This window comes from Providencia sp., from assembly GCF_040396775.1.
Taxonomy (GTDB): domain Bacteria; phylum Pseudomonadota; class Gammaproteobacteria; order Enterobacterales; family Enterobacteriaceae; genus Providencia.
The window spans coordinates 110,878-131,928 of record NZ_JBEBNT010000009.1 but is presented as its reverse complement, the minus strand read 5'-3'; the positions used below and the strand labels follow the sequence as shown (position 1 = coordinate 131,928).

21 protein-coding genes, 1 other RNA gene and 1 pseudogene are annotated in these 21,051 nt (G+C 40.6%); 13 read left to right on the top strand and 10 right to left on the bottom strand.

The features are described 5' to 3' along the window. Positions 1-24 precede the first annotated feature (24 nt). From ABWP91_RS11755 to ABWP91_RS11725, 7 genes and pseudogenes are all read left to right on the top strand, one after another. Positions 25-1,785: a phage tail tape measure protein gene (locus tag ABWP91_RS11755; RefSeq protein ID WP_353243441.1), complete on the top strand. Its 1,761-nt coding sequence runs from the start codon at positions 25-27 to the stop codon at positions 1,783-1,785. A gap of 32 nt (positions 1,786-1,817) precedes the next feature. Beyond that, positions 1,818-2,030 (top strand): hypothetical protein, encoded by a 213-nt coding sequence (locus tag ABWP91_RS11750; RefSeq protein ID WP_036952419.1) that lies wholly within the window; start codon positions 1,818-1,820, stop codon positions 2,028-2,030. Positions 2,031-2,092: 62 nt separating this feature from the next. Continuing rightward, positions 2,093-2,437 (top strand): phage tail protein, encoded by a 345-nt coding sequence (locus ABWP91_RS11745; RefSeq protein ID WP_006659235.1) that lies wholly within the window; start codon positions 2,093-2,095, stop codon positions 2,435-2,437. After that, positions 2,434-3,177, top strand: coding sequence for a phage minor tail protein L (locus ABWP91_RS11740; protein WP_006659234.1), 744 nt, complete (start codon positions 2,434-2,436; stop codon positions 3,175-3,177). The genes ABWP91_RS11745 and ABWP91_RS11740 overlap by 4 nt, the downstream gene beginning before the upstream one ends. Next, on the top strand, positions 3,174-3,884 hold the full coding sequence (locus ABWP91_RS11735) for a C40 family peptidase (protein WP_036960323.1): 711 nt from the start codon (positions 3,174-3,176) through the stop codon (positions 3,882-3,884). Before ABWP91_RS11740 ends, ABWP91_RS11735 begins: the two co-directional genes overlap by 4 nt. Continuing rightward, positions 3,881-4,485: pseudogene (locus ABWP91_RS11730) on the top strand (tail assembly protein). The gene ABWP91_RS11735 and the pseudogene ABWP91_RS11730 overlap by 4 nt, the downstream one beginning before the upstream one ends. Before the next feature lie 60 nt (positions 4,486-4,545). After that, complete coding sequence (locus ABWP91_RS11725; protein ID WP_353243440.1) at positions 4,546-8,208, top strand: TipJ family phage tail tip protein; 3,663 nt, start codon at positions 4,546-4,548, stop codon at positions 8,206-8,208. 327 nt (positions 8,209-8,535) lie between these two features. Here ABWP91_RS11725 and ABWP91_RS11720 read toward each other — a convergent pair whose 3' ends face one another. Next, positions 8,536-8,835 carry an HdeA/HdeB family chaperone gene (locus tag ABWP91_RS11720; RefSeq protein ID WP_006658701.1) on the bottom strand — a complete coding sequence of 100 codons (300 nt, stop codon included), beginning with the start codon at positions 8,833-8,835 and terminating at the stop codon, positions 8,536-8,538. Between the two features lie 232 nt (positions 8,836-9,067). On the opposite strand from ABWP91_RS11720, the gene ABWP91_RS11715 reads away from it, so the two are divergent. After that, positions 9,068-9,307 carry a helix-turn-helix domain-containing protein gene (locus tag ABWP91_RS11715; protein ID WP_036966831.1) on the top strand — a complete coding sequence of 80 codons (240 nt, stop codon included), beginning with the start codon at positions 9,068-9,070 and terminating at the stop codon, positions 9,305-9,307. 66 nt (positions 9,308-9,373) lie between these two features. On the opposite strand, the gene ABWP91_RS11710 is transcribed toward ABWP91_RS11715, so the two are convergent. The 4 genes from ABWP91_RS11710 to smpB form a co-directional block, all read right to left on the bottom strand. Beyond that, entirely contained in the window at positions 9,374-9,643 is a 270-nt protein-coding gene (locus ABWP91_RS11710; RefSeq protein WP_006658699.1) for a hypothetical protein, read from the bottom strand. Between the two features lie 422 nt (positions 9,644-10,065). After that, on the bottom strand, positions 10,066-10,278 hold the full coding sequence (locus ABWP91_RS11705; RefSeq protein WP_006658698.1) for a helix-turn-helix domain-containing protein: 213 nt from the start codon (positions 10,276-10,278) through the stop codon (positions 10,066-10,068). A 435-nt stretch (positions 10,279-10,713) separates the two neighbouring features. Continuing rightward, positions 10,714-11,077, bottom strand: a transfer-messenger RNA (tmRNA) gene (gene ssrA, locus ABWP91_RS11700). A gap of 48 nt (positions 11,078-11,125) precedes the next feature. Further along, positions 11,126-11,608: an SsrA-binding protein SmpB gene (gene smpB / locus ABWP91_RS11695; protein ID WP_206082532.1), complete on the bottom strand. Its 483-nt coding sequence runs from the start codon at positions 11,606-11,608 to the stop codon at positions 11,126-11,128. A gap of 153 nt (positions 11,609-11,761) precedes the next feature. Between smpB and ABWP91_RS11690 the strand changes: the two genes are divergently transcribed. Together ABWP91_RS11690 and ABWP91_RS11685 are read left to right on the top strand one after the other, a co-directional pair. Next, the gene (locus ABWP91_RS11690) at positions 11,762-12,196 is read left to right on the top strand and encodes a type II toxin-antitoxin system RatA family toxin (protein WP_353243439.1); all 435 of its coding nucleotides are present in this window, start codon (positions 11,762-11,764) and stop codon (positions 12,194-12,196) included. Next, positions 12,189-12,485, top strand: coding sequence for an RnfH family protein (locus ABWP91_RS11685; protein ID WP_353243445.1), 297 nt, complete (start codon positions 12,189-12,191; stop codon positions 12,483-12,485). The genes ABWP91_RS11690 and ABWP91_RS11685 overlap by 8 nt, the downstream gene beginning before the upstream one ends. 178 nt (positions 12,486-12,663) lie before the next feature. Here the strand turns inward: ABWP91_RS11685 and bamE are convergent, their stop codons facing one another. The 3 genes from bamE to nadK all read right to left on the bottom strand — a co-directional run bounded on the left by bamE (position 12,664) and on the right by nadK (position 15,800). Further along, a complete protein-coding gene (gene bamE / locus ABWP91_RS11680; protein ID WP_353243438.1) occupies positions 12,664-13,041 on the bottom strand; it encodes an outer membrane protein assembly factor BamE in 378 nt (125 codons plus the stop codon). 112 nt (positions 13,042-13,153) lie between these two features. After that, positions 13,154-14,815, bottom strand: a complete 1,662-nt coding sequence (recN, locus tag ABWP91_RS11675; RefSeq protein ID WP_353243437.1) for a DNA repair protein RecN — start codon at positions 14,813-14,815, stop codon at positions 13,154-13,156. Between the two features lie 85 nt (positions 14,816-14,900). Further along, positions 14,901-15,800 carry an NAD(+) kinase gene (nadK, locus tag ABWP91_RS11670; RefSeq protein ID WP_353243436.1) on the bottom strand — a complete coding sequence of 300 codons (900 nt, stop codon included), beginning with the start codon at positions 15,798-15,800 and terminating at the stop codon, positions 14,901-14,903. A gap of 101 nt (positions 15,801-15,901) precedes the next feature. Between nadK and grpE the strand changes: the two genes are divergently transcribed. Further along, the gene (gene grpE, locus ABWP91_RS11665; protein ID WP_353243435.1) at positions 15,902-16,495 is read left to right on the top strand and encodes a nucleotide exchange factor GrpE; all 594 of its coding nucleotides are present in this window, start codon (positions 15,902-15,904) and stop codon (positions 16,493-16,495) included. Between the two features lie 51 nt (positions 16,496-16,546). On the opposite strand, the gene ung is transcribed toward grpE, so the two are convergent. Next, positions 16,547-17,227 carry a uracil-DNA glycosylase gene (gene ung / locus ABWP91_RS11660; RefSeq protein WP_353243434.1) on the bottom strand — a complete coding sequence of 227 codons (681 nt, stop codon included), beginning with the start codon at positions 17,225-17,227 and terminating at the stop codon, positions 16,547-16,549. Between the two features lie 383 nt (positions 17,228-17,610). Between ung and grcA the strand changes: the two genes are divergently transcribed. Continuing rightward, positions 17,611-17,994, top strand: a complete 384-nt coding sequence (gene grcA / locus ABWP91_RS11655) for an autonomous glycyl radical cofactor GrcA (protein ID WP_042844740.1) — start codon at positions 17,611-17,613, stop codon at positions 17,992-17,994. Positions 17,995-18,152: 158 nt separating this feature from the next. Further along, positions 18,153-19,598, top strand: coding sequence for a Tle-like phospholipase domain-containing protein (locus ABWP91_RS11650; protein WP_353243433.1), 1,446 nt, complete (start codon positions 18,153-18,155; stop codon positions 19,596-19,598). A gap of 31 nt (positions 19,599-19,629) precedes the next feature. Here ABWP91_RS11650 and srmB read toward each other — a convergent pair whose 3' ends face one another. Then, complete coding sequence (gene srmB, locus ABWP91_RS11645) at positions 19,630-20,970, bottom strand: ATP-dependent RNA helicase SrmB (RefSeq protein WP_353243432.1); 1,341 nt, start codon at positions 20,968-20,970, stop codon at positions 19,630-19,632. Between the last annotated feature and the right edge of the window lie 81 nt (positions 20,971-21,051).

Sequence of the window (21,051 nt, the reverse complement as noted above, 5' to 3'; positions counted from 1 at the left end):
ACGGCTACTCAGTTAGAGCAAATAATGGCACTGCAAGAGCAGGGGAAGGAGCATGAGGTTGCAAAGATAGCAATGGAGTCTTATGCCAATGCAATGCAGGAGCGTAGTCAGCAAATTGAAAACAACTTAGGTTTTTTAGAATCAGCTTGGAAAGGCGTTAAGGAAATGGCGAGCGATGCATGGGATGCAATGCTTAATATAGGACGAGAAAGAACGCTAGACCAAAAGATTAAAGACTATGAAGAGAAACTTCTTGAGTTCCAGTTAGACCCTGCTGCTAAAGGACTGCATCATTATAAAACAGGTCAGACACCTGAAGATTTAAGGCGAGAACTGGATTTACTAAACGAAGAAAAGTTTCAGAGGGATATAGAGAATGCGAGAAAAGAGGCGGCTAGAAAACAGGAAGAGGTTAAAAAGTCACAGATTTTGGCTGATGAAGCATTAAGGCGAGAATATGAGACCGCGGAGGAGAAACACCAACGCAAATTAAGTGAAATAAAAAATAAAGAATACGCTTCTCAGGCTGTAAAGGATAAAGCGATTCGTCGTGAAAAGGAACGGTATGAGAAAGAAAAACTGAGAGGGAAAAAGAAACCTACAGCATATCGACCTGACTATGGCACTCGTGCGGATGAGTCAGCCAATGAAGCTCTCGTTTCTCTACAGGCTCAACTTAAAGTATTAAAAGAGCATAAAACTGTTGCTGATGTGATTAGCTCAGAGCGTAAAAAGCTTTGGGATATGGAAGCCAAAATAGCTGTATTAGAAGAAGCAAAAGCGACACGTAAGCTTACCAATGATGAGCAATCGTTATTGGCTAAAAAAGAATATGTATTAGCTTCTCAACGCGCATTAGCAGTAGTTGGCGATGAAATAGAGCGTCAAAAGCAACATAATAGAGAGTTAGATAGGCAACTAAAACGAGTTGAAGAAATAAAAGCTAAGAGTCGAGCGCTGGATATGGGCACTGGTAAATCTGACCGTATGTACCAACGTGACATCGCACTTGAGCAAGCTAAATCACCAGCAGAGAAGCAGGCATTAGAGGATTATTACAGTAAAGAAGATTCGTTACGTACCAATTGGGAGGCTGGAGTTAAAAGGGGATTTGCAGAATTTCAAGACCAAGTCTCCAATGTTTATGGTAACGTATCTCAAATTAGCCAATCAGTATTTCAAGGTATGAGTAATAGCGTTGTCGATTTTGTTTTAAAGGGCAAAGCTAGCTTTGGTGACTTTACTCGCTCATTTTTAGAAATGACGACTAAAATGCTTATGCAAATGGCGATGCTGAATGCTATGAAAGCTGCTTTTAGTGGGACTGTTGTTGGTGAATTCTTAGGGCTAAAAGGTCATGCAACAGGCGGATATACTGGTGACGGCGGTAAATATGATGTAGCTGGTATCGTGCATAGAGGCGAATTTGTATTTGACAAAGAGAGTACGGCTAAATTAGGTAAAGCTAATCTATATCGGTTAATGGATGCAGGAAAGAGAGGTTATGCATCTGGTGGATATGTAGGTGGCTCTCAGCCAATGTCAGTGAGTCAGCCTCGAGTGCAAGTTTACGGCACTCATCCTGCTGGTGGGATTAACGTCAATCTTAATTTTGGTGGCATCAGCGTTGTAAGTGGTGCTCAACAGCAAGGTTCTATGCAGAATGTTGATATCCGAGCTGCGGAGCAATCCTTAAATAATAAGCTTAAGCGCTTCATGGCAATAGAGGGGCGTGAAGGTGGTGATTTGTACAAAATAATCAAAGCTGTTTCTGTTGGAAGATAAGAACAGTATTAAAAAATTAATGAGAGGTAGTAATGGAATTAAAACTTGGAACTGTAATCATTAACCCAGAAGATGAGCAAATCAGCATTCCTGTCGATGTTTATAAAGGTGATGAGTATAGTGTTGATTTCGTATTGGCAAATATAGTCTACCAAACAAACTTGAACTCTAGTAAACCGCTAGCCGAATACTTTGACGAAGCTAAAGATCATGCACGGAAAACTATCAAATTATTAAATCAGTAAAGATTATCTAGATTGATCCTCACATAGCCACCTTCGGGTGGCTTTTTTATTTAGGGGTAATAATGATTGAAGAGTTTAAGTGGCGAACTCAAATCCAAGACTCGCCAACTGGCGAATTTAAGCATCGAATAAAAGAAGTGGCATTTGGTGATGGCTATAAGCAAGTTTCAGGCGATGGTCTCAATACTGAATCTCAATCATGGGGATTTACCTATACAGGTCATAAATCTGAGGTAATGCCTATTTTTTCCTTTATCCGGTCGCACACAGCAAAATCATTTATCTGGGTTCCACCATTTGGTGATAAAGGTCTGTATCGGGTGAAGGCAGATTCCATCACATTAAAGCCAATTGGCGGTAGCTCTATCACTATAACTGCAACCTTTGAACAGGCGTTTAGTGTATGAATATAACATCTGACATTCAAAAATTAGAGCCGGGGAGTAAGGTTCAATTAATTGAAGTGGACGGTAGTGAGTTTGATGGACCAACTCTTCGATTCCATGCTTACAATTTGCCGCATGCACCCGAAGAAATTGACGCTGCAGAGGGAGGTATCAAACCAAAATCTATTTGGTGGCAAGGAAATGAATATGGCGCATGGGCTTATGAAATCGAGGGCATGGCTAAAAATAGTGATGGTAGTCCAGCCAGACCCTTATTAAGAGTGGCTAATATTGATGGTTTGATATCCTCGTTGTGCTTGCAATTCGATGATATGGCACTGGCGAAAGTGACTATTTATGAAACCTTCGCTCACTATCTAGATGCTAGGAATTTTCCAGAGGGAAATCCTACCGCTAACCCTGAAGAATTTTTCAAACAGGTTTATTTCATCGACAGAAAAATGAGCGAAGTCGCGGGAGAAGCAGTTGAATTTGAGTTGTCGAGTCCGTTCGACTTGCAAGGGGTTATGATCCCCGGTCGCCAAATCCACAACCTCTGTTTCTGGTGTATGAAAGGCGATTATCGAAGCGGGCGAGGTTGCAATTATACGGACAATAAATATTTCGATGAGCGTGGTGAACCGGTTGATGATCCGGCATTAGATAAGTGCGGTGGACTCATTAGCGATTGTAAAAAACGATTTGGCGAAAATGAACCTTTGGATTTTGGAGGATTCCCTGCCGCGGGGTTAGTACGATGATCACGAAGAAATTAACAGAGGTAATATTTCAGCATGTCAAAGCGGAATACCCTAAAGAAGCGTGTGGCGTGATTTGCCAAAAAAGTCGAGTCAAAAAATATTTTCCCTGCCGAAATCTTTCCGATAATCCAACTGATCATTTCGAACTTTCCCCAGAAGACTATGCCGCAGCCGAAGATTGGGGCAATCCAATAGCGATTGTTCATAGCCATTGCGGGGATGGAGTGACGTCTCAACCGAGCGAAATAGACAAATTGCAATGTGATGCTTCGGGACTACCGTGGGTGATAGCTTCCTATCCGGAAGGTGATATCCGCATAATCCAGCCTAGAATTGAGCGTGAGTTAGAAGGTCGTCCGTTTGTGCTTGGTCACGCAGATTGTTGGTCGCTCATTATGGATTATTACCGACAGATGCACGGGATTGAGCTGCATAATTACAGCGTTGAGAGACACTGGTGGGAAGAGGGTGAAAACTTGTATATGGATAACTGGCAGCAAGCGGGCTTTGTCGAGTTTGCCGGTGACTTAAAGGAGGGCGATATGGTCATTATGCAAGTGCAAGCTCATGTTCCGAACCATGCAGGGGTAATCGTGAATGGTATGCTGCTTCACCACTTATACGGTCAGCTCAGCCGCATCGTTCCATACAGTGATTATTGGCGTGATAGGACAGTGAAAATAGTCAGACGTAAGGAGTTGGCATGAGTTTAAAAACAATACGACTCTATGGTGTTTTGGGTACCCAATTTGGTCGCGAACATCAACTTGCTATCGATTCTCCGCGTGAAGCGATTAAAGCGTTATCGGTACTCTATGATGGATTCGAGCAGTTCCTTGCCAATGCGCATCTGAAAGGGCTGGAATTTGCGGTATTTAAAGGTCAGCGCAATATTGCTGAAGACGAATTGCATCTTGATACCAGTGAAGAAATTCGCATTGCTCCGGTAATTAAAGGGAGTAAACGGGGGGGTTCTTCCAAACTATTTTAGGGGTTGCACTAATTGGTGCTGCCGCATTTTTATCGGGAGGTCTCTCTGTCGCATTTACCGCTGCAGGGACATGGGGAGGGGCATTGGCGTTGAGTGGTGCTGCTATGGCAATCGGTGGTTTGGTGCAAATGCTCTCACCCCAGCCTCAAGGCTTATCCATGCGACAAGATGCGGATAATAAGCCATCCTATGCATTTGGTGGTGCTGTAAATACCACGGCGCAGGGCAATCCTGTGCCGCTGTTATATGGACTAGACCGCCGTGAAGTCGGAGGTGCGATTATCTCCGCGGGTATCTATACCGAAGACCAAAAATAACAAAATTAATCTTTATCATATACGAAAACGGCTTGAGTGCCGTTTTTTTATGGGTGAAATATGGAAACGATATACGGCGCTAAAGGTGGCGGAGGGGGCGGTCATACGCCCGTAGAAGCCAAAGATAATTTGCTTTCAGAATCGACTGCAAAAATTCTGTTAGCCATTTCTGAGGGGGAAATTGCGGGGGGCTTGGATGATACGCGTATTTTTTTAGATGAGACGCCAATTGGTAATGCGGATGGAACGAAAAACTTCGAAGGGGTAACATGGGAGTTTCGCCCCGGTAGCGAGCAACAAGAGTATATCAAAGGGATACCGTCGGTTGATAATGACAACGCCGTGGGTGTAGAGCTGCGAGACGATCAGCCGTATATCCGAATGATTAATAATACGCAGTTATCCGCTATTCGCCTTCGCTTTTCAGTGCCTCAGTTAATGCGTCAACACGATAATGGTGATACAACGGGATATCGCATTGTCTATGCGATTGATTTATCTACAGACGGTGCTGGGTATCAAGAACTCGTTAAGTCTGCATTTGATGGTAAAACGACCAGTGAATATCAGCGCACCCATCGTATCGATTTACCCTCAGCCACGACAGGTTGGCAATTGCGCGTTCGGCGACTCACCAAAAATCAGAATACCGCTCGTATTGCCGATAAAGTCTCGATTGCTGCGGTCACCGAGGTGATTGACGCCAAGTTACGTTACCCTAATACGGCGCTTCTCTTTGTGACATTTAATGCCCGTCAATTTAACAACCGTATCCCTAAAATTAGTGTTCGTCCGAAAGGGGGATTGTTAGTTAAAGTGCCGACAAATTATGACCCTGTGAATCGAACGTACGCGGGTGTTTGGGATGGAACGTTTAAGCTGGCGGCAACCAATAACCCCGCCTGGGTATTTTATGATTTAGTCCTGAACAATCGTTATGGCAGTGGTGACAGAATCAAACCCCATCAGATTGAAAAGTGGGATTTGTACAAAATCGCACAGTATTGTGATGAATGGGTGCCTGATGGACGAGGAGGCGAGGGAAAAGAGCCTCGTTTTTTATGTGATGTGTATATTCAATCACAAGAGGCAGCGTATACCGTATTACGGGATATTGCGGCTATTTTTCGAGGAATGACCTTCTGGGCGGACAATAAAGTCAATGCGGTTGCCGATATGCCAGCCAGTATTTTTCGTACATTTACCAATGCCAATATCGTTGGGGGAAAACCGTCTTACTCGGGGGGCAGTATCCAAAATCGCTACACCCAAGCCTTAGTTTCATTTACGGATACGGATAACCACAGCAAAGATGATATCGAGGCGGTCGCAGATTTAAAACTTCAGCATCGTTATGGCGTGCGTAAAGTAGAACTCTCTGCAATTGGGTGTACCCGTCGAAGTGAAGCGAATCGACGTGGTCGCTGGGCATTACTGACTAACGCAAATGACCGCATGATCACATTTGCCACGGGGTTAGAAGGGGCAATTCCCTCACCGGGTCATATTATCGCGGTAGCTGATTCAAATTTAGCTGGGCGTGATAACGGTGGGCGTATCTCTTCCGCGAAAGGAAGGAGTATTACTCTTGATAGAGAGACATCAATTAAAGCGGGTGATCGCCTGATCATCAACTTACCAGACGGAAAATCAGAAGGGAGAACCGTTACTTCAGTAAATAAAAAAGTGGTTACAGTTTCTGTTGAATATTCCCAAATACCACAGAAAGAGACCGTGTGGGTGGTGGATTCTGATGACTTAGCGGTCCAGCTATATCGAGTGATTAATATCAGCGATAACGGCGATAACACTTATACCATTAGCGGTGCTATCCATAATCCTGACCATTATGACCATATCGATTCAGGTGCTCGCAATGACGAACGTCCCGTAACGGTTATTCCGCCTCGCGTTCAGCCTGCACCGAAAAAGGTCGAAATCACGTCTTACTCAAGAGTTGACCAAGGCATGGCGTTGACTACGCTCAGTGTCAGTTGGGACGCGGCTGAAAATGCGATTGCTTATGAAGCGCAATGGCGTCGTGATAACGGGAACTGGGTCAATGCACCAAGGACATCATCACTGGGGTTTGATATTGAGGGCGTTTATTCTGGTCGATATCAAGTGCGAGTTCGAGCGGTTAATGCGTCTGAAATTTCTAGTGCTTGGACAAATGCCCCCGAAACTAGCCTGACAGGAAAAGTGGGTAATCCACCGAAACCTGTCAATTTTAAAGCCTCGCCAAGGGTGTTTGGCATTAAGTTGGATTGGGGGTTTGATGAAAATACTAGTGACACATTGAAAACGGAAATTCAGTACAGTAAGACCCCTAATGGTGAAGATTTGATGCTGTTATCTGATGTCCCTTATCCGTCAAGAAACTATGAGATGGCAGGTTTAGCCGCTGGTATCGTATTTTACTTCAGAGCAAGACTTGTTGATAAATCGGGTAATGAATCCGAGTGGACTCAATGGGTGCGAGGAGAATCAGAGTTTGATGTGAATACCATCTTGCCGGATTTGAACGAGCATTTCATGTCGACAGATGCTGGGAAACAGCTCTCTCAAGAACTTGATTGGCTGAATGAGTCGGTGTTAGTCAATAGTGCAGCAATTAAAGAAGTGAAGAGAGAGGTTACGGTAAACCATGAACAGTCACAATCTCAACATAAAACGTTAGAGCGTGCGTTTGCGGATGAACGAAAATCGTGGGCAGAAAAATACGCACAAGTGACCGCATCAATTAATGGGGTAAACGCAGGCGTTGTTCGGCTTGATAAAGCGGTTACGAATTTAGACAGGTCTTTCAGTGAATCACAGAAGCAAGTTCAGGCGAAATTGGATAATCAAGGTGCGCTGATTAACTCTAAGATGCAGGCGGAATTTAAACAAAATGCCGGGTACGCGATGCACAATACAAACATCACAATCATGGTGGATGGGAAAAAATATAGTGCCGCGAGTATGGTTATTAGTGCTGAAGTGAAGGCGGGGAAAATTGAATCGTTCATTGGATTTAATGCAAATAATTTTGCTTTCTTTAATCCAACACGAGGAAAAATGGAACCCTTGATGTTCATGAAAAATGGACAAATTTTCATGCGCGAATCATTCATCGCCGATGCCTCGATTAGCAATGCCAAGATAGGAAGTGTGATTCAGTCGAATAATTTCGTTTCGGGTAAATCAGGATGGCAAATTAATAAAAATGGTACCCCTGAATTTAATGACGGGATATTTAGAGGAAAGATTTATGCTAGAGATGGTGAATTTAGAGGAACTGTTTATGTAGACAAACTTGTTGGTGATAATGCAACCGCGACAATTTATAAGGAGGTATCTAAGAGCGAGATTCATGGTAAGCGTTATGACCAAATCATAGAAACATCGGTAATTTATAAGGGTGGAATGCCTTATGATGTTGATTTATTGATGCCAACGATGCAGTTCACTGCGGAGGGATCTGTGCCCGGCGCGATTCACTCTACTCGTGTAGAAATTATCATCAATGGAGTTAAATACTCGCCTCAAACTACGGTAATAGCGACAGAAAAAGATCGAAGACTGATTTGTTCTTTGTATACTACACTCAAAGCGGCGGTTAAAGATGTGAAGGTGACAATTAGATATATCACGTACCATAAAAACGGTTGCAAGACTACAATTCATCCCGCGATGATTATCGCTTGTAAACATAATTCTTCTTCATTTATTTCCATATAGCTTATTAATGAGCAGTGATATTCCCATTCCAACCACAGGATTTGGAGGAAGTATATTTGTATCTTTGCGTGCATATGCAGTCGTTGTATCGAGTACTACAAATACAAAGCGAGCTGAAATATTCAAAGAAGAGGGGACACTCATCAAAGCAATAAAAAGATCAGTCTCAGTTAATATTGAGTGATTCTATTTAACTCATTGAAGCAGTGAAGTTAATAAAACTGTCACTGTATTGGTATCAAGAATCAGGGTACAGAAAATAGAATTGCTGCGAGTAATCTAATTAGCCGCAGAAATTAAACTGCGGCTATTACCAGTTAAAAAACTTTATTTTTTGCTAGCAAGGTAATCTTTTAAAGTTCCTTCAGGTTTTTTCTTGCAAAACTCAAGGATTAAAGGAGCTTCCGCAACGCTCTGTTCAGATAATGCCACCCAGTCTCCACTTTTAAACTGAGTATCTTGTGATGTTACCCATAAGGCAACTGGAGCCCAGCTTTTAGGGTTTAAGTCCACATACTCTTTACATGTCATATTTTCGGGAGTTGAGGTCATTTTGTCTGCGGCTAATGCATTAAAGGACAGAGCACTTGATGCAATCATGCAAGCAGAAATTAGAAACTTATTCATAAATATTCCTCTTCGTTTTCTAGTGATAACGCCTATTGAAATAAATCTGTAGTCTACAAATAATAAGAAATATTAGTAAAGTCAATAAAGTTATAGGGAGATTTTAAATTTACAAATTACAATTATCACTTATCGATTCTCTATAAGTGATTTAGAAGTTGGAAAAGTGAATAATCCAGAGGTTTGAGAGCATAATAGATTGTGTCTAATTATATGAATGGAGTATCGAAGCATGAGTTCTGATGTCTTAGTAACAACATTGATTGGAAATAAGATTAAAGGTCTGAGACGTGACGCTGGATATACTGCTGTTGAATTTGCTCAACTGATAGGGTGTAAAAGCGCACAGCAGTTATATCGTTATGAACGAGGAATAAATAAAATAGATATAGATACTTTGGTTTCAGCTCTTAAGATTTTACGTGTTGATATTAAAGAATTTTTTAATGAGGTGATGTGGGAAATTCAGTAGCGTTAACTATTAAGTGAATTAGTTAGACATTCCTCATTATTAAGAGCAGCTTTGGAGTGTCTGTTATTAGGTAGGCATACTTTTTATCGCTGTCAGTTTGTTTGCTGATAGATGTAAATATTTTTCTATAAGTTTGATAGCAAACGCTTTGTTTTGTTTTGATGAATCGCAGTAAACGGATAGCTCAACGAATTTGTCCATAAATTCATCTATAGAAATCAATCCAGCAATGTTTGTTCTATAGAATACATAAATTATTGATTGCTCAGTATGTGATGGTTCCCGATGCTCATTGATACAATTTAGAGCTAATAGAAATAATTGAGTGATATTCATGAAGTCTCCAATATTTTGAAGTGAAATTTTAAGTGAAATGACTTTTATTGAATATCAAATTTAGTCAGAAATTTTTTAGATTTGCTTTTCTTAGATTATCGACCTTAACAAAATTATAGTTTTGTTAAGGTAAGAGCTGGTAGACATAAACTTTAGTTCATTCATTTTGGCAGTAATTATATTAAATAGGCTTAAGATTGTAAGCAAAATATTTTGTTAGAAGGAATATCTAGTAATGGAAAGCTTTTGTCCTATAAGAAGTTAGGTGTATAAGAAAGGTATTTTGCTAATGATGTAATTTTGTGTAATTCATTGCTTTTATAGATATTGTATTGCTAATCTTTTCTAGCATAGAAGCCGCATATCATGGTTTTTCATCACATTAGGTATTTTTTATCCGTGCAGTTAGTTGTTATTTCTTTTCATACATCTTCCATCTTCAAAATTTCACGCTCATCAACACCGAGCATTTCAGCTATAGTCATTAAGTCATCTACATAGATTGAGTCATTCCCGTTTTTAACGCGAATATACATAGCTTCTGAGATTGTTAGATGATTTGCAATTTCAGATATTGAAATATTTTTCTCGATGCGTTTTTGTTTGATGAATATGCCGAGGATTTTCTTGCTCATTGTGGTTTACCATGTATGGTTTTTTGATGATGATGGCATCGAGAGTGAATTACTGTGACGAAATGTGTAGAAATTGTGATGTGAAGTGAGGGGGAGGGATGTGTTATGTTTGTGATAAAAGGGATTCCCCAAAACTCTTTATCACTACAATATAAATCAATAGGTTACAATGTATAATTGAAATTCTTAAATCAATCATAAATAAAAATACATTTAAAATCAATATGATACTATTTCAGGGGAATATACTGCTGCGCCATATAGGCTGTATTTAAAAGACAATAAAAAAGCCCACCGGAGTGAGCTTTTCTATTTTTCTAGTGCGCGTGCATTTCACGTGCATTTCGAAGTCCATTCTGGGTAATGTTACTGTCTGCTCAACTTTACTAACTTACTGTTTTTAAAGCTGTTGTCACATCACTGACAGTTAAAATTTGGTGGAGCTGGCGGGAGTTGAACCCGCGTCCGAAATTTCTACATCCTCGGTACTACATGCTTAGTCTAGTCTTTAAGTTCATTTGCCAGCTGCGGACAGACACGCCACCAACAAACTATCCTGATTAAGTTTAACGCTGCAACCCCAGGCAAGGCATCCACGCGATCTCTTTTGGGTTTGACCTCTCTTGATCCCCGTCCTAAGAGCGGAGGCTAGGGAGAGAGGGCTCTAAGCAGGTTATTAAGCTGCTAAAGCGTAGTTTTCGTCGTTTGCGACTATTTTTTTGCGGCTTTTTACGAGGCCAACCGCCCCTCGGCATGCACCTTGGGTTTCGCAAATCCCGTCGAATCCAGAATCAGCCCCAAGTTGTTGAACGCAGTATAACAGAAAATTATCCTATAAAGCTAGGACTTAGCGATTAGAATGTTTCATTATACGTGCTTTATCGAGCTGCCATTCACGTTCTTTGATATCAGAACGCTTATCATGGGCTTTTTTACCCTTAGCAACACCGATTTTTACTTTACACCATGCATTCTTCCAATAGAGAGAAAGTGCGATGACGGTGTAGCCTTCACGGTTAACTTTACCATAAAGGGTATCTAATTCACGTTGGTTTAACAATAGTTTACGACTACGTGTTGGGTCACAGACCACATGAGTAGATGCAACATTGAGAGGCGTAAAGTTAGCACCAAATAAATAGGCCTCGCCATCTCGAAGTAATACGTAACTGTCACCAATATTAGCTTTGCCAGCACGTAGTGATTTAACTTCCCAACCTTGTAGGGACAAACCCGCCTCGAACTCCTCTTCGATAGAATATTCGTGGCGAGCACGCTTGTTCATAGCAATTGTTGCTGAACCGGGTTTATATGGTTTTTTCTTTGTCATAGTGCAATCATTATACTGTAAGCTGAGTCGAAAGAAATCTTTCTGAGCTGATATTTTTTTGATTGTGCATTTCTTGCCCTGTAAAGGTTTTGTTTTTTGTTTAACCAATCAATAGTGCTATTATATGCCCAGTTTTTAGGGATAGGAATTGATATGCCACAGATTAGTCGCTCTGCGTTAGTCCCTTTTAGCGCAGAACAAATGTATAAACTCGTAAATGATGTGATTTCATACCCAAGTTTTTTACCTGGGTGTGTGGGGAGCCGTGTTATCAGCCACAGTGCTGAGGAAATGACGGCTTCTGTTGAGGTATCAAAAGCGGGAATTAGCAAAACGTTCGTCACTAAAAATGTGCTTGAAGACAATAAATGTATTCATATGCAATTGGTAGAAGGCCCGTTTAGTAAGTTGTCTGGAGGGTGGAGATTTATTCCTCTAAGTGCAGATGCTTGTAAAATTGAATTTCACCTTGATTTTGAATTTACCAATAAGTTGATAGAGCTAGCATTTGGCAAAATTTTTAAAGAACTTGCTAATAATATGGTTCAAGCTTTTACACTAAGAGCTAAGGATGTTTATAGTGTCTGATATCAATATTGAGGTGGTATATGCGCTTCCTGAAAAGCAATTTTTGTTATCTGTAAAAGTTGCAGAAGGATCCACAATAGAAGACGCAATTGTTGCTTCAGGTATCCTTGCACTACGTGATGATATCGATTTAAAAAAGAATAAAGTGGGAATATATAGCCGTCCAGCAAAGCTTTCCGATACGGTACAAGATGGTGAGCGGGTTGAAATTTATCGACCTTTACTTGCAGATCCAAAGGAGTTGCGTCGTAAGCGTGCTGAAAAATCGAAAGAAGCGAAAAATAATTAGACTTTAGTGAGTTGATAAACCGAGCAACTTGCTCGGTTTTTTTGTTTCTGTCATCTGTAGCTGTAAGGTTAGAGCTCAGAAGGTATTATCAGATATTAATAAAAACACAAATAACTACCTACAAACATTCAGTTATAGGTAGCTACATTTTTAGTTATATATCAATGCATATGCATTATTAGTCAGCTGCTTTAGTTTCAGCAGCTTCCATAGATTCCTGAGCTGCGAGGTTCTTCTCATTTTTGATATCAGTAAGGATGCCATTACGATCAAAAATAAGTGTCAGCGTTTCTTGCTTGACTGGATCATGCCCCAGTTCTTGGCGGAATACGTAATACCAGGTTTGAGTACCAAACGGGTCGGATAACATTGGTGTGCCCAAAGTATAAGCGACCTGTTGCTGTGTCATTCCTTTTTGAATCTTAGCAACATCTTTCGCTGTGAGGTAATTACCTTGGTTAATGTCCGGGTGATAGACAAGACGTTCCATCATTGAACAGCCCGTAGACATTAATGCGAGTGATAGTGCAGCAGCAGTTAACAATTTATAACGCATGGATATCTCATTCCTTTTGGAGTCAGAACATCAATGATAATCGACATTGATACATTTTAAAACCTTCCTTATCGACTCTAAGACCACATGAATGCAAAAAAGTTGTCAAAAATTATGCTGCAAGTAGTTCTTTTGCATTAGCCAGCGTATTTTTTGTGACTTCAGAACCCGCTAAAAGCCTTGCAAGTTCTTGTAATCGTGCTTTTTTATCTAGTAATTGCATATGTGTTTCGGTTTCAACGCCATTTGTTTCTTTGCTCACATAAAAGTGATGATGCCCACACCCCGCAACTTGAGGCAGGTGAGTGACGCACATGACTTGCGTGGATTCGCCAAGTTCACGTAATAATTTACCTACAATAGCGGCGGTAGGGCCACTAATACCGACATCTACTTCATCAAATATTAATGCGGGAGTATCCATTTTCTTAGCAGTAATCACTTGAATTGCAAGGGCAATACGTGAAAGCTCACCCCCTGAGGCAACTTTTGCAAGTGATTGGTGTGGTTGCCCTGGGTTGGTTGTGACATTAAATTCAATCTTACAAGCGCCATCAATTTGAAGTTGTTCAGGTACAAATTTTACATCTATCGTGAATAAGCCATGTGGCATAGACAGTTGGTGCATGCTGTTAGTAATGAGTGTGCTGAGTTCTTGTGCATAATGTAAACGAACATGATGTAAGCGTTCCGCGCAAGCGAGCGCTTTTTGGTGGTCAGCAAGAACCTGTGAATTTAATGTTTCACAGTCTTCATTTTGGTTGGCGATTTGCGCTTGTTCAGACAAAAGTTGTTGAAATAATTCAGGTAGAGCTTCAGGCATAATGTGATGTTTACGCGCTAAACTGATTTGTTTAGAAATGCGCTGCTCTAGTTCAAACAAGCGATTAGGATCAAGTTCATATTGGTCACAGTAGTGTTTTATTTCATCACTGACCTCACTGACTTGTATTGATGCTTCTTCTAGCATATCAAGCAACCCTGAGAATTTTGGATTTAGTGTAACAAGATCGTTTAATTCATTTTTCGCCATATTGAGCAGACTGATAACATTGGCATCATCATTTTCAGACAAAATTTGCGCTGCACTCTGCCCAATTGTTAAAAATTGACCGTGATTTGCAAGTTGTTTGTATTCTTGGTCAATCTCCTCGAATTCCCCCTGAACGGGTAGAAACTCATTGAGTTCTTTTAAGTGATAATCCAATAATTGCTGACGTGATTCACGTTCTTGCATTTGTTTTTGAAATACCGCGAGTTGCTGGCATGAATCATGCCATGATTGCCATGCTTGCTTCATTTGTACAAGCAGTTCTTGCTGGTTCGCATAGGCATCAAGTAAGGATTTCTGATGTGTACTATCAAGCAATAATTGATGTGCGTGCTGGCCGTGAATTTGGATTAATAAGGTGCCTAGTTCTCTGAGCTGGGAGAGCGGAACCGAGACGCCATTAATAAACCCGCGAGAGCGACCGTCTGAGGAAATAGTACGGCGTAATAAACATTCGCTTTGGTTATCTAGTTGGTGTTCTACCAACCAATTAGCCGCTATTTTTGCGTCAGAGAGGGAGAAACGAGCGCAAAGGTCGGCCCGTTGTGCACCTGGACGGACCATATTGGCTTCACCTCGGTTACCTAAGCACAGGCCGAGCGCATCAATTGCAATAGATTTACCCGCACCCGTTTCACCGGTGATGGTTGTCATACCGCTGCGAAAATCAATTTCTAGCTCACGAACGATAGCAAAATTATTGATGGTTAATTGAGTAAGCATCTGCGCTCTCCTGTGGAAATAAACACCTGTGTTTCTATACAGTTTAAACTGTTTTTTTATACAGTAAAGAGGCAGAGTCAAAAAATTAGAAAGTTTTTTTCGCCCACCCTAATTTTGAGCTTAATGTATTGAAATAGTTATAATCTTTAGGATGAACTAGATTCAGATTTTTATTACTACGTTTTACAATAACCTCTTCACCATCTTGAATTGGCAACATGATTTGGCTATCACAGCTGACTTCATAATCAATATTGGTTCGTATAAACTTTAAGCGAATACTGCTATCGCTACTTATGACTAAAGGGCGTGATGATAAGGTATGGGGGAACATGGGAACTAAGACAATAGCATCTAAATTAGGGGTCAAAATAGGGCCCCCAGCGGATAGAGAGTAGGCTGTTGAGCCTGTTGGCGTAGCGATAATCAAGCCATCAGAACGCTGTGAAAATGCAAATTTTTCATCAATATAGACTTCAAACTCAATCATATGAGCGACTTTTCCGGGGTGTAGAACGATTTCATTAATCGCACTGCTTTTTCGGGCTTTTTGATTAGGTTTGATGACTTTCGCTTCGAGGAGAAACCGTTGTTCTTCTCGATATTCGCCTTCGAGTACTCGAGATAACTGTTGTAAGGCATTATCAGGGTCGAGATCAGTCAAAAAGCCCAAGTTTCCACGGTTTACACCGATGACTTTGTTATTGTAGCGAGACAAAATACGGGCGGCACCTAACATGTTGCCATCACCGCCAACAACAATAACTAAATCCGCTTGTTGGCCAATTTCGGTTAATGTACCTGTGGTGGCATTGATTAATTTCAAGTCTTTAGCAACTTGCTTATCGATAATGGCATGGTAATTTTTGGAAATTAACCAGTGATAAATAAGTTCATGGGTTGCTAAAGCTTCAGGATGCCTTGGGTGCCCCACAATGCCTATCGTTTTAAAGTGAGATTGTGGTGTATTATTATCCTTTCGCATACTTTTTTGGCCTCTCATTGTATGACTTCCCTTGAATCCCTGTATTAGATCCCCATAATACTCTCATATATGGGATTAATGCTAAATACGCGGAGATATTCATGAGTAGTAAAGACCAAAACATGCATGATGAGCAAGCTTCTGAGCTAAATGAATCACAAAAAGTGCAAACAGAACAAGAAATGAACGCTCAACAAGTAGAAGATGCACAAGCAAACGAACAAGCGTTAGCAGCGCGTATTGCTGAGCTTGAAGAGCAATTAGCTGCTTCACAAAAAACTGAGCGCGAAGCGATGTTACGTGCCCATGCGGAAATCGAAAATATTCGTCGTCGTACAGAACAAGACATTGAGAAAGCACATAAATTTGCACTTGAGAAGTTCTCAAATGAACTTTTGCCTGTGATTGATAATTTGGAACGTGCTATCGATGCCGCTGATCGCGATAATGAGCAATCTAAAGCGATGTTAGAAGGATTAGATTTAACGCTGAAAACGTTCTTAGATGCTGTCGCTAAGTTTGGTATCGAAGCTGTTGGAGATGTGAATGTACCATTCAACCCAGAAGTTCACCAAGCGATGACAATGATTGAATCACCTGATCACCAAGCTAATCATGTGATTAATGTGATGCAAAAAGGGTACACGTTAAATAACCGTTTACTCAGACCTGCCATGGTTATTGTGTCTAAATAATTGATGGGATGGGATACGTGAGTATCCCATTTTTTTATCTACAATCTGAAATTATTCGTTGATGACAGGTGCCCAGTCAATCGGTGTTTTGCCTTGCTGAGCTAAAATTTCATTAGTTTGTGAAAAATGACCACAACCTAAAAAGCCACGATGTGCAGAAAGTGGAGAAGGGTGAGGCGCTTTTAAAACATGATGTCGTTTAGTATCAATGATTTTGCCTTTTTTCTGAGCATGGGAGCCCCAAAGTAAAAAAATCACGCCTTCCGTGTTTTCATTAATCGCTTCAATCACTTTATCTGTAAATGTTTCCCATCCTAAATGGGCATGAGAATGTGCATTACCTTGCTCAACAGTGAGCACTGTATTGAGTAGTAATACACCTTGCTGTGCCCAGCTGAGGAGGTAGCCATGTGGTGGCCGTGTAAACCCCGGAATGTCTTTTTCAAGTTCTTTATACATGTTTACAAGGGATGGTGGTGGCTTAATACCAGGTAAAACTGAAAAAGACAGCCCATGTGCTTGGCCTGGACCATGGTAAGGGTCTTGGCCTAAAATGACCACTTTAATATCAGCAAGTTCGGTATAACGAAATGCATTAAAAACATCATCTTGTGGAGGGTAGATTACTTTGCCTGCTTGGCGTTGCTGCGCGACATAGGCTAACGTTTCTTTAAAATACGGTTTTAATTTTTCAGGGCCAATGACGTCGTGCCATGTAATGGTATTTGACATGAAATGTTCCATAACAATGAATGTTGGCTGGCGCAATTTATAACTGAACCAAATGATGCTAATAAGCTTACTGGTTCGTTGGACAGAGATAAAGCCCTGATCTTTATAATTTACTTCAAATTAATTTTAAAACTTATAAAAATAATTAAAATATCAGCGTGATGAATATTGATTTAAATCATAAAGTTGAATGGATTTGATTAATTGCTATACGGAATAATTGATAAATATCAAAGAAAATGACCTATTGAGCTGGTATAAAATACCTATAGACATTGGTTAGACCAAATATCCAATTACAAATTTACATAAGATTGATGGTTAATGCAGCTTTGATTGATACAAAAAATCAAGCGCAATCAAGTTCGAACGTGGAGGTCGACATGATTACAGGTATTCAAATTACTAAAACTGATAATGCAGCATTACTGAATTCTTTCTGGTTACTGGATAACGAGAAAAATGAAGCTCGCTGTGTTTGTGCTAAAGCTGATTATAATGAAGGCCAAATCGTTGCTAAAGACGAATTAGGGGCTTTTGAGTACCGCGAAGTGCCACTGGAAATGAAACCTACTGTGCGTGTAGAAGGTGGCCAGCACTTAAACGTTAACGTATTGAGCCGTGAAACGTTAGAAGATGCAGTGAAAAACCCAGAAAAATATCCACAATTAACTATCCGTGTTTCTGGTTATGCCGTTCGTTTTAACTCGTTAACCCCTGAACAACAACGTGATGTTATTACCCGTACTTTCACTGAAAGCCTGTAATAAAGTTTAAACACTATTACATCTAGTACAGTATAATAAATTCTAAAGCCATTGATATCAATGGCTTTTTATTTGTCTCTAATAAAGTAGATTATTTCTCTTCAACGCTATTTAGCTTCCAATACTCTTCCAACATACGCATTTGTTAGGGAGAATTTATGCCTTTTTCAATACAACCAACACTAAATTCAGTGGATGACCTTTCGCTTGCTAGGGAAGGCTTAGATATTTATTTGCAAAATCACAGTTTAGATATTTCATTATGTGAAAGAGAACGCTGGTCAAAAAATACGTTAAAAGAACATTTTTTTGGCCATGATGCACAAAAAAAAGACTTTATTTTAGCCATGTTATCACATGGGGCTTACCACACTGATTGGCAACAGATATTGGGTGTAGAGAGACTAAATAATGTACAACTTAATGCATTAGGTATCGATGCCGAGTTACTTGGTGATGGAGCTTCGGGATTTCAAGCGAATATCTGTCGATTTAATAATTTATATATCCTGTGTTTTGCAGGCACAAACGATATTGTGGATTTTTATGCCAGTATCCGTCAGGGCTTGGGACAGTATGAACCTCAGTACTATCAAGCCGTTGGCTTAACGAATATTTTATTTAATGCAGTAAAAGGAAATCTGATTTGTACAGGTCATTCATTAGGCGGTGGACTTGCGTCAATCGCCGCATTGGCGAGTCATAGCCCTGCCGTTGTGTTTAGCCCCGCAGGGCTGGCAAAAAATACTGTAAACAAGATTGGACTTGATTACGATGTTGCGGAACGAACGGCGAATGAAGGGCTGATACGGTTTTACACTGTGCAATATGACTGGCTTGATTCATTACAAAATACTTTACCTATCCCTTCAGCGCTGGGAACGCGTATTAAAATGGCTTATAGCGAACAGAGTTCTTGGAAAAATTGGTTACCACACCGGTTATTAACAAGAAGTTTTATTGCTCATACGATGGTGAAAATTATTAAGGTGATGTGTAAACATAAACCGTGGAATAATTGGAATGCGATTACAGGGGAATACGATAAAGCGGTAGAGCTTCCGCTCAAAGTATTCCCAATCATCGAAGAGCAACAAAAAATTAATTGGCAAGAAAGTTGTAAAAGTGCCATCAAAAAAGGCAATATTGTTGAGTTTTCAAACCTTTTAGAATGTCACAATAAAACATGTGACCTCGATTTTTTAGCGAACCAATCAGCGCGAGCTATGAATGGGCAGTTTATGCAAATTCTGATCGATTCACCGTATGGGCAAACGATTAAAAATACACAATTAACCCAGCAAAAAAGTATTCTACATTTAGCGGCTCAAAGTGGCCGAGTGATGCAGTCTAAAATATTGTTAGACAATGGGTTAATGGTTGATATAAAAGATAATTTAGGGAATACACCACTCCATGATGCTTTAAATAGCCATGCTTTAGATGTGGCTGAATTATTGTTGGTAAGTGGTGCTGATTGGCGGACAAAAAACAACCAGGGTTTTGACTGCAAAGATATCATTAATAATCATATTATTAAGTATGATGCATTAACGCAGGAAGGGAAAAAAATGCGAGAAAAAATTATTCATATGATGAACTAAATAAAAAACGGGCCGAAACCCGTTTGATTGATTATTGTGTTTTATCGCTAGTCGCTGATGCTGCTGGACTAACTGGAGTACGACGTTTCCCAATATTTTTCTTATCGCGATGGCGTACTTTTTCTTTTTTCTTAACTTGTTCTTCTTTCTTTTTCTCTTTGCGTTTCGCAAGCACTTTCTTTGATGGTTTTGGCTTGTTTAGCATGGCTTCAGATGGCGCTTTTGTTGTTGGGCGCAAAGCATCGATAACACGCACTTTGATTGGGTCTTCAATGTAGCGTGTAATTTTACCCAACAATGGGAAGTCATGGGCTTCAACTAAAGAGATTGCAGTACCTTTGCGACCTGCGCGGCCAGTACGGCCTATGCGATGCAGGTAAACATCAGCGGTTCTTGGTAAGTCGAAGTTAAAAACATGACTGACATTATCGATGTCTAAACCGCGTGATGCGACGTCAGTCGCAACAAGGACTTTCACTTGGCCATCAACAAGGCGGCGAACCGCTTCGTTACGTTTCGCTTGAGGCATTTCACCTTCTAGATAACAAGGTTCGATTCCCGCTTCACGTAGCCATTGAACAAGCTCGCGTAAGCGTTCACGTTTGCGTACAAACACAATCGCTTTTGTTACGTCTTCTTGTTTTAGTAAGTGGCAAAGCAGTGCCGTTTTGTGTTCGACAGTATCTGCACGGTAATGAAATTGCTGAATTTTCTTGCGTTCACGACGAGAAGGGTCAGCATCAATTTCAATTGGGTTTTCCAGCAAACGTTCAGCAAAGTCACGGATGGCTTCGCCTTCAAGGGTGGCTGAAAATAGCATGGTTTGTTTGCGCCAGCGTGTTTCGCCTGCAATGGTTTCGATATCGTTCGCAAAACCCATGTCTAACATACGGTCAGCTTCATCAAGGATCAAAATTTCAACAGCACGGCAGTCAAAGTTTTCTTCTTTAATGTACTGTAATAAGCGGCCTGTTGTGGCGACTACGATATCTTGGTTTTCGCTGAAAATTTCAGCGTGATTCATATAAGCAACACCGCCGGTGATTGTCGCAATGTCTAGGTGATTATGTGCACATAATTCTTTTGCTTGGTCAGCAACCTGCATAGCTAATTCACGGGTAGGCGTAACGATCAGAACGCGTGGTGGCCCTGATTTTTTTCTTGGGAAATCAAGTAAATGTTGAATTGCTGGCAGTAAGAACGCCGCAGTTTTACCTGTTCCTGTTGGGGCTGAACCTAAAACATCACGACCATCCATTGCCGCTGGAATAGCAGCGGCTTGGATAGCCGTGGGGCGTTGATAGCCTTTGTCTGACAGCGCGTCAATTAGGCTTTCATCGAGATCAAGTTCAGAAAATGTGGATGCAGTCATGATATACCTCTATTTGGGGCGCTGATTATAAACAGGTTAGCAAAATTGTTCACCTGAAAAAATCCGCTTTTCACAAGTGTA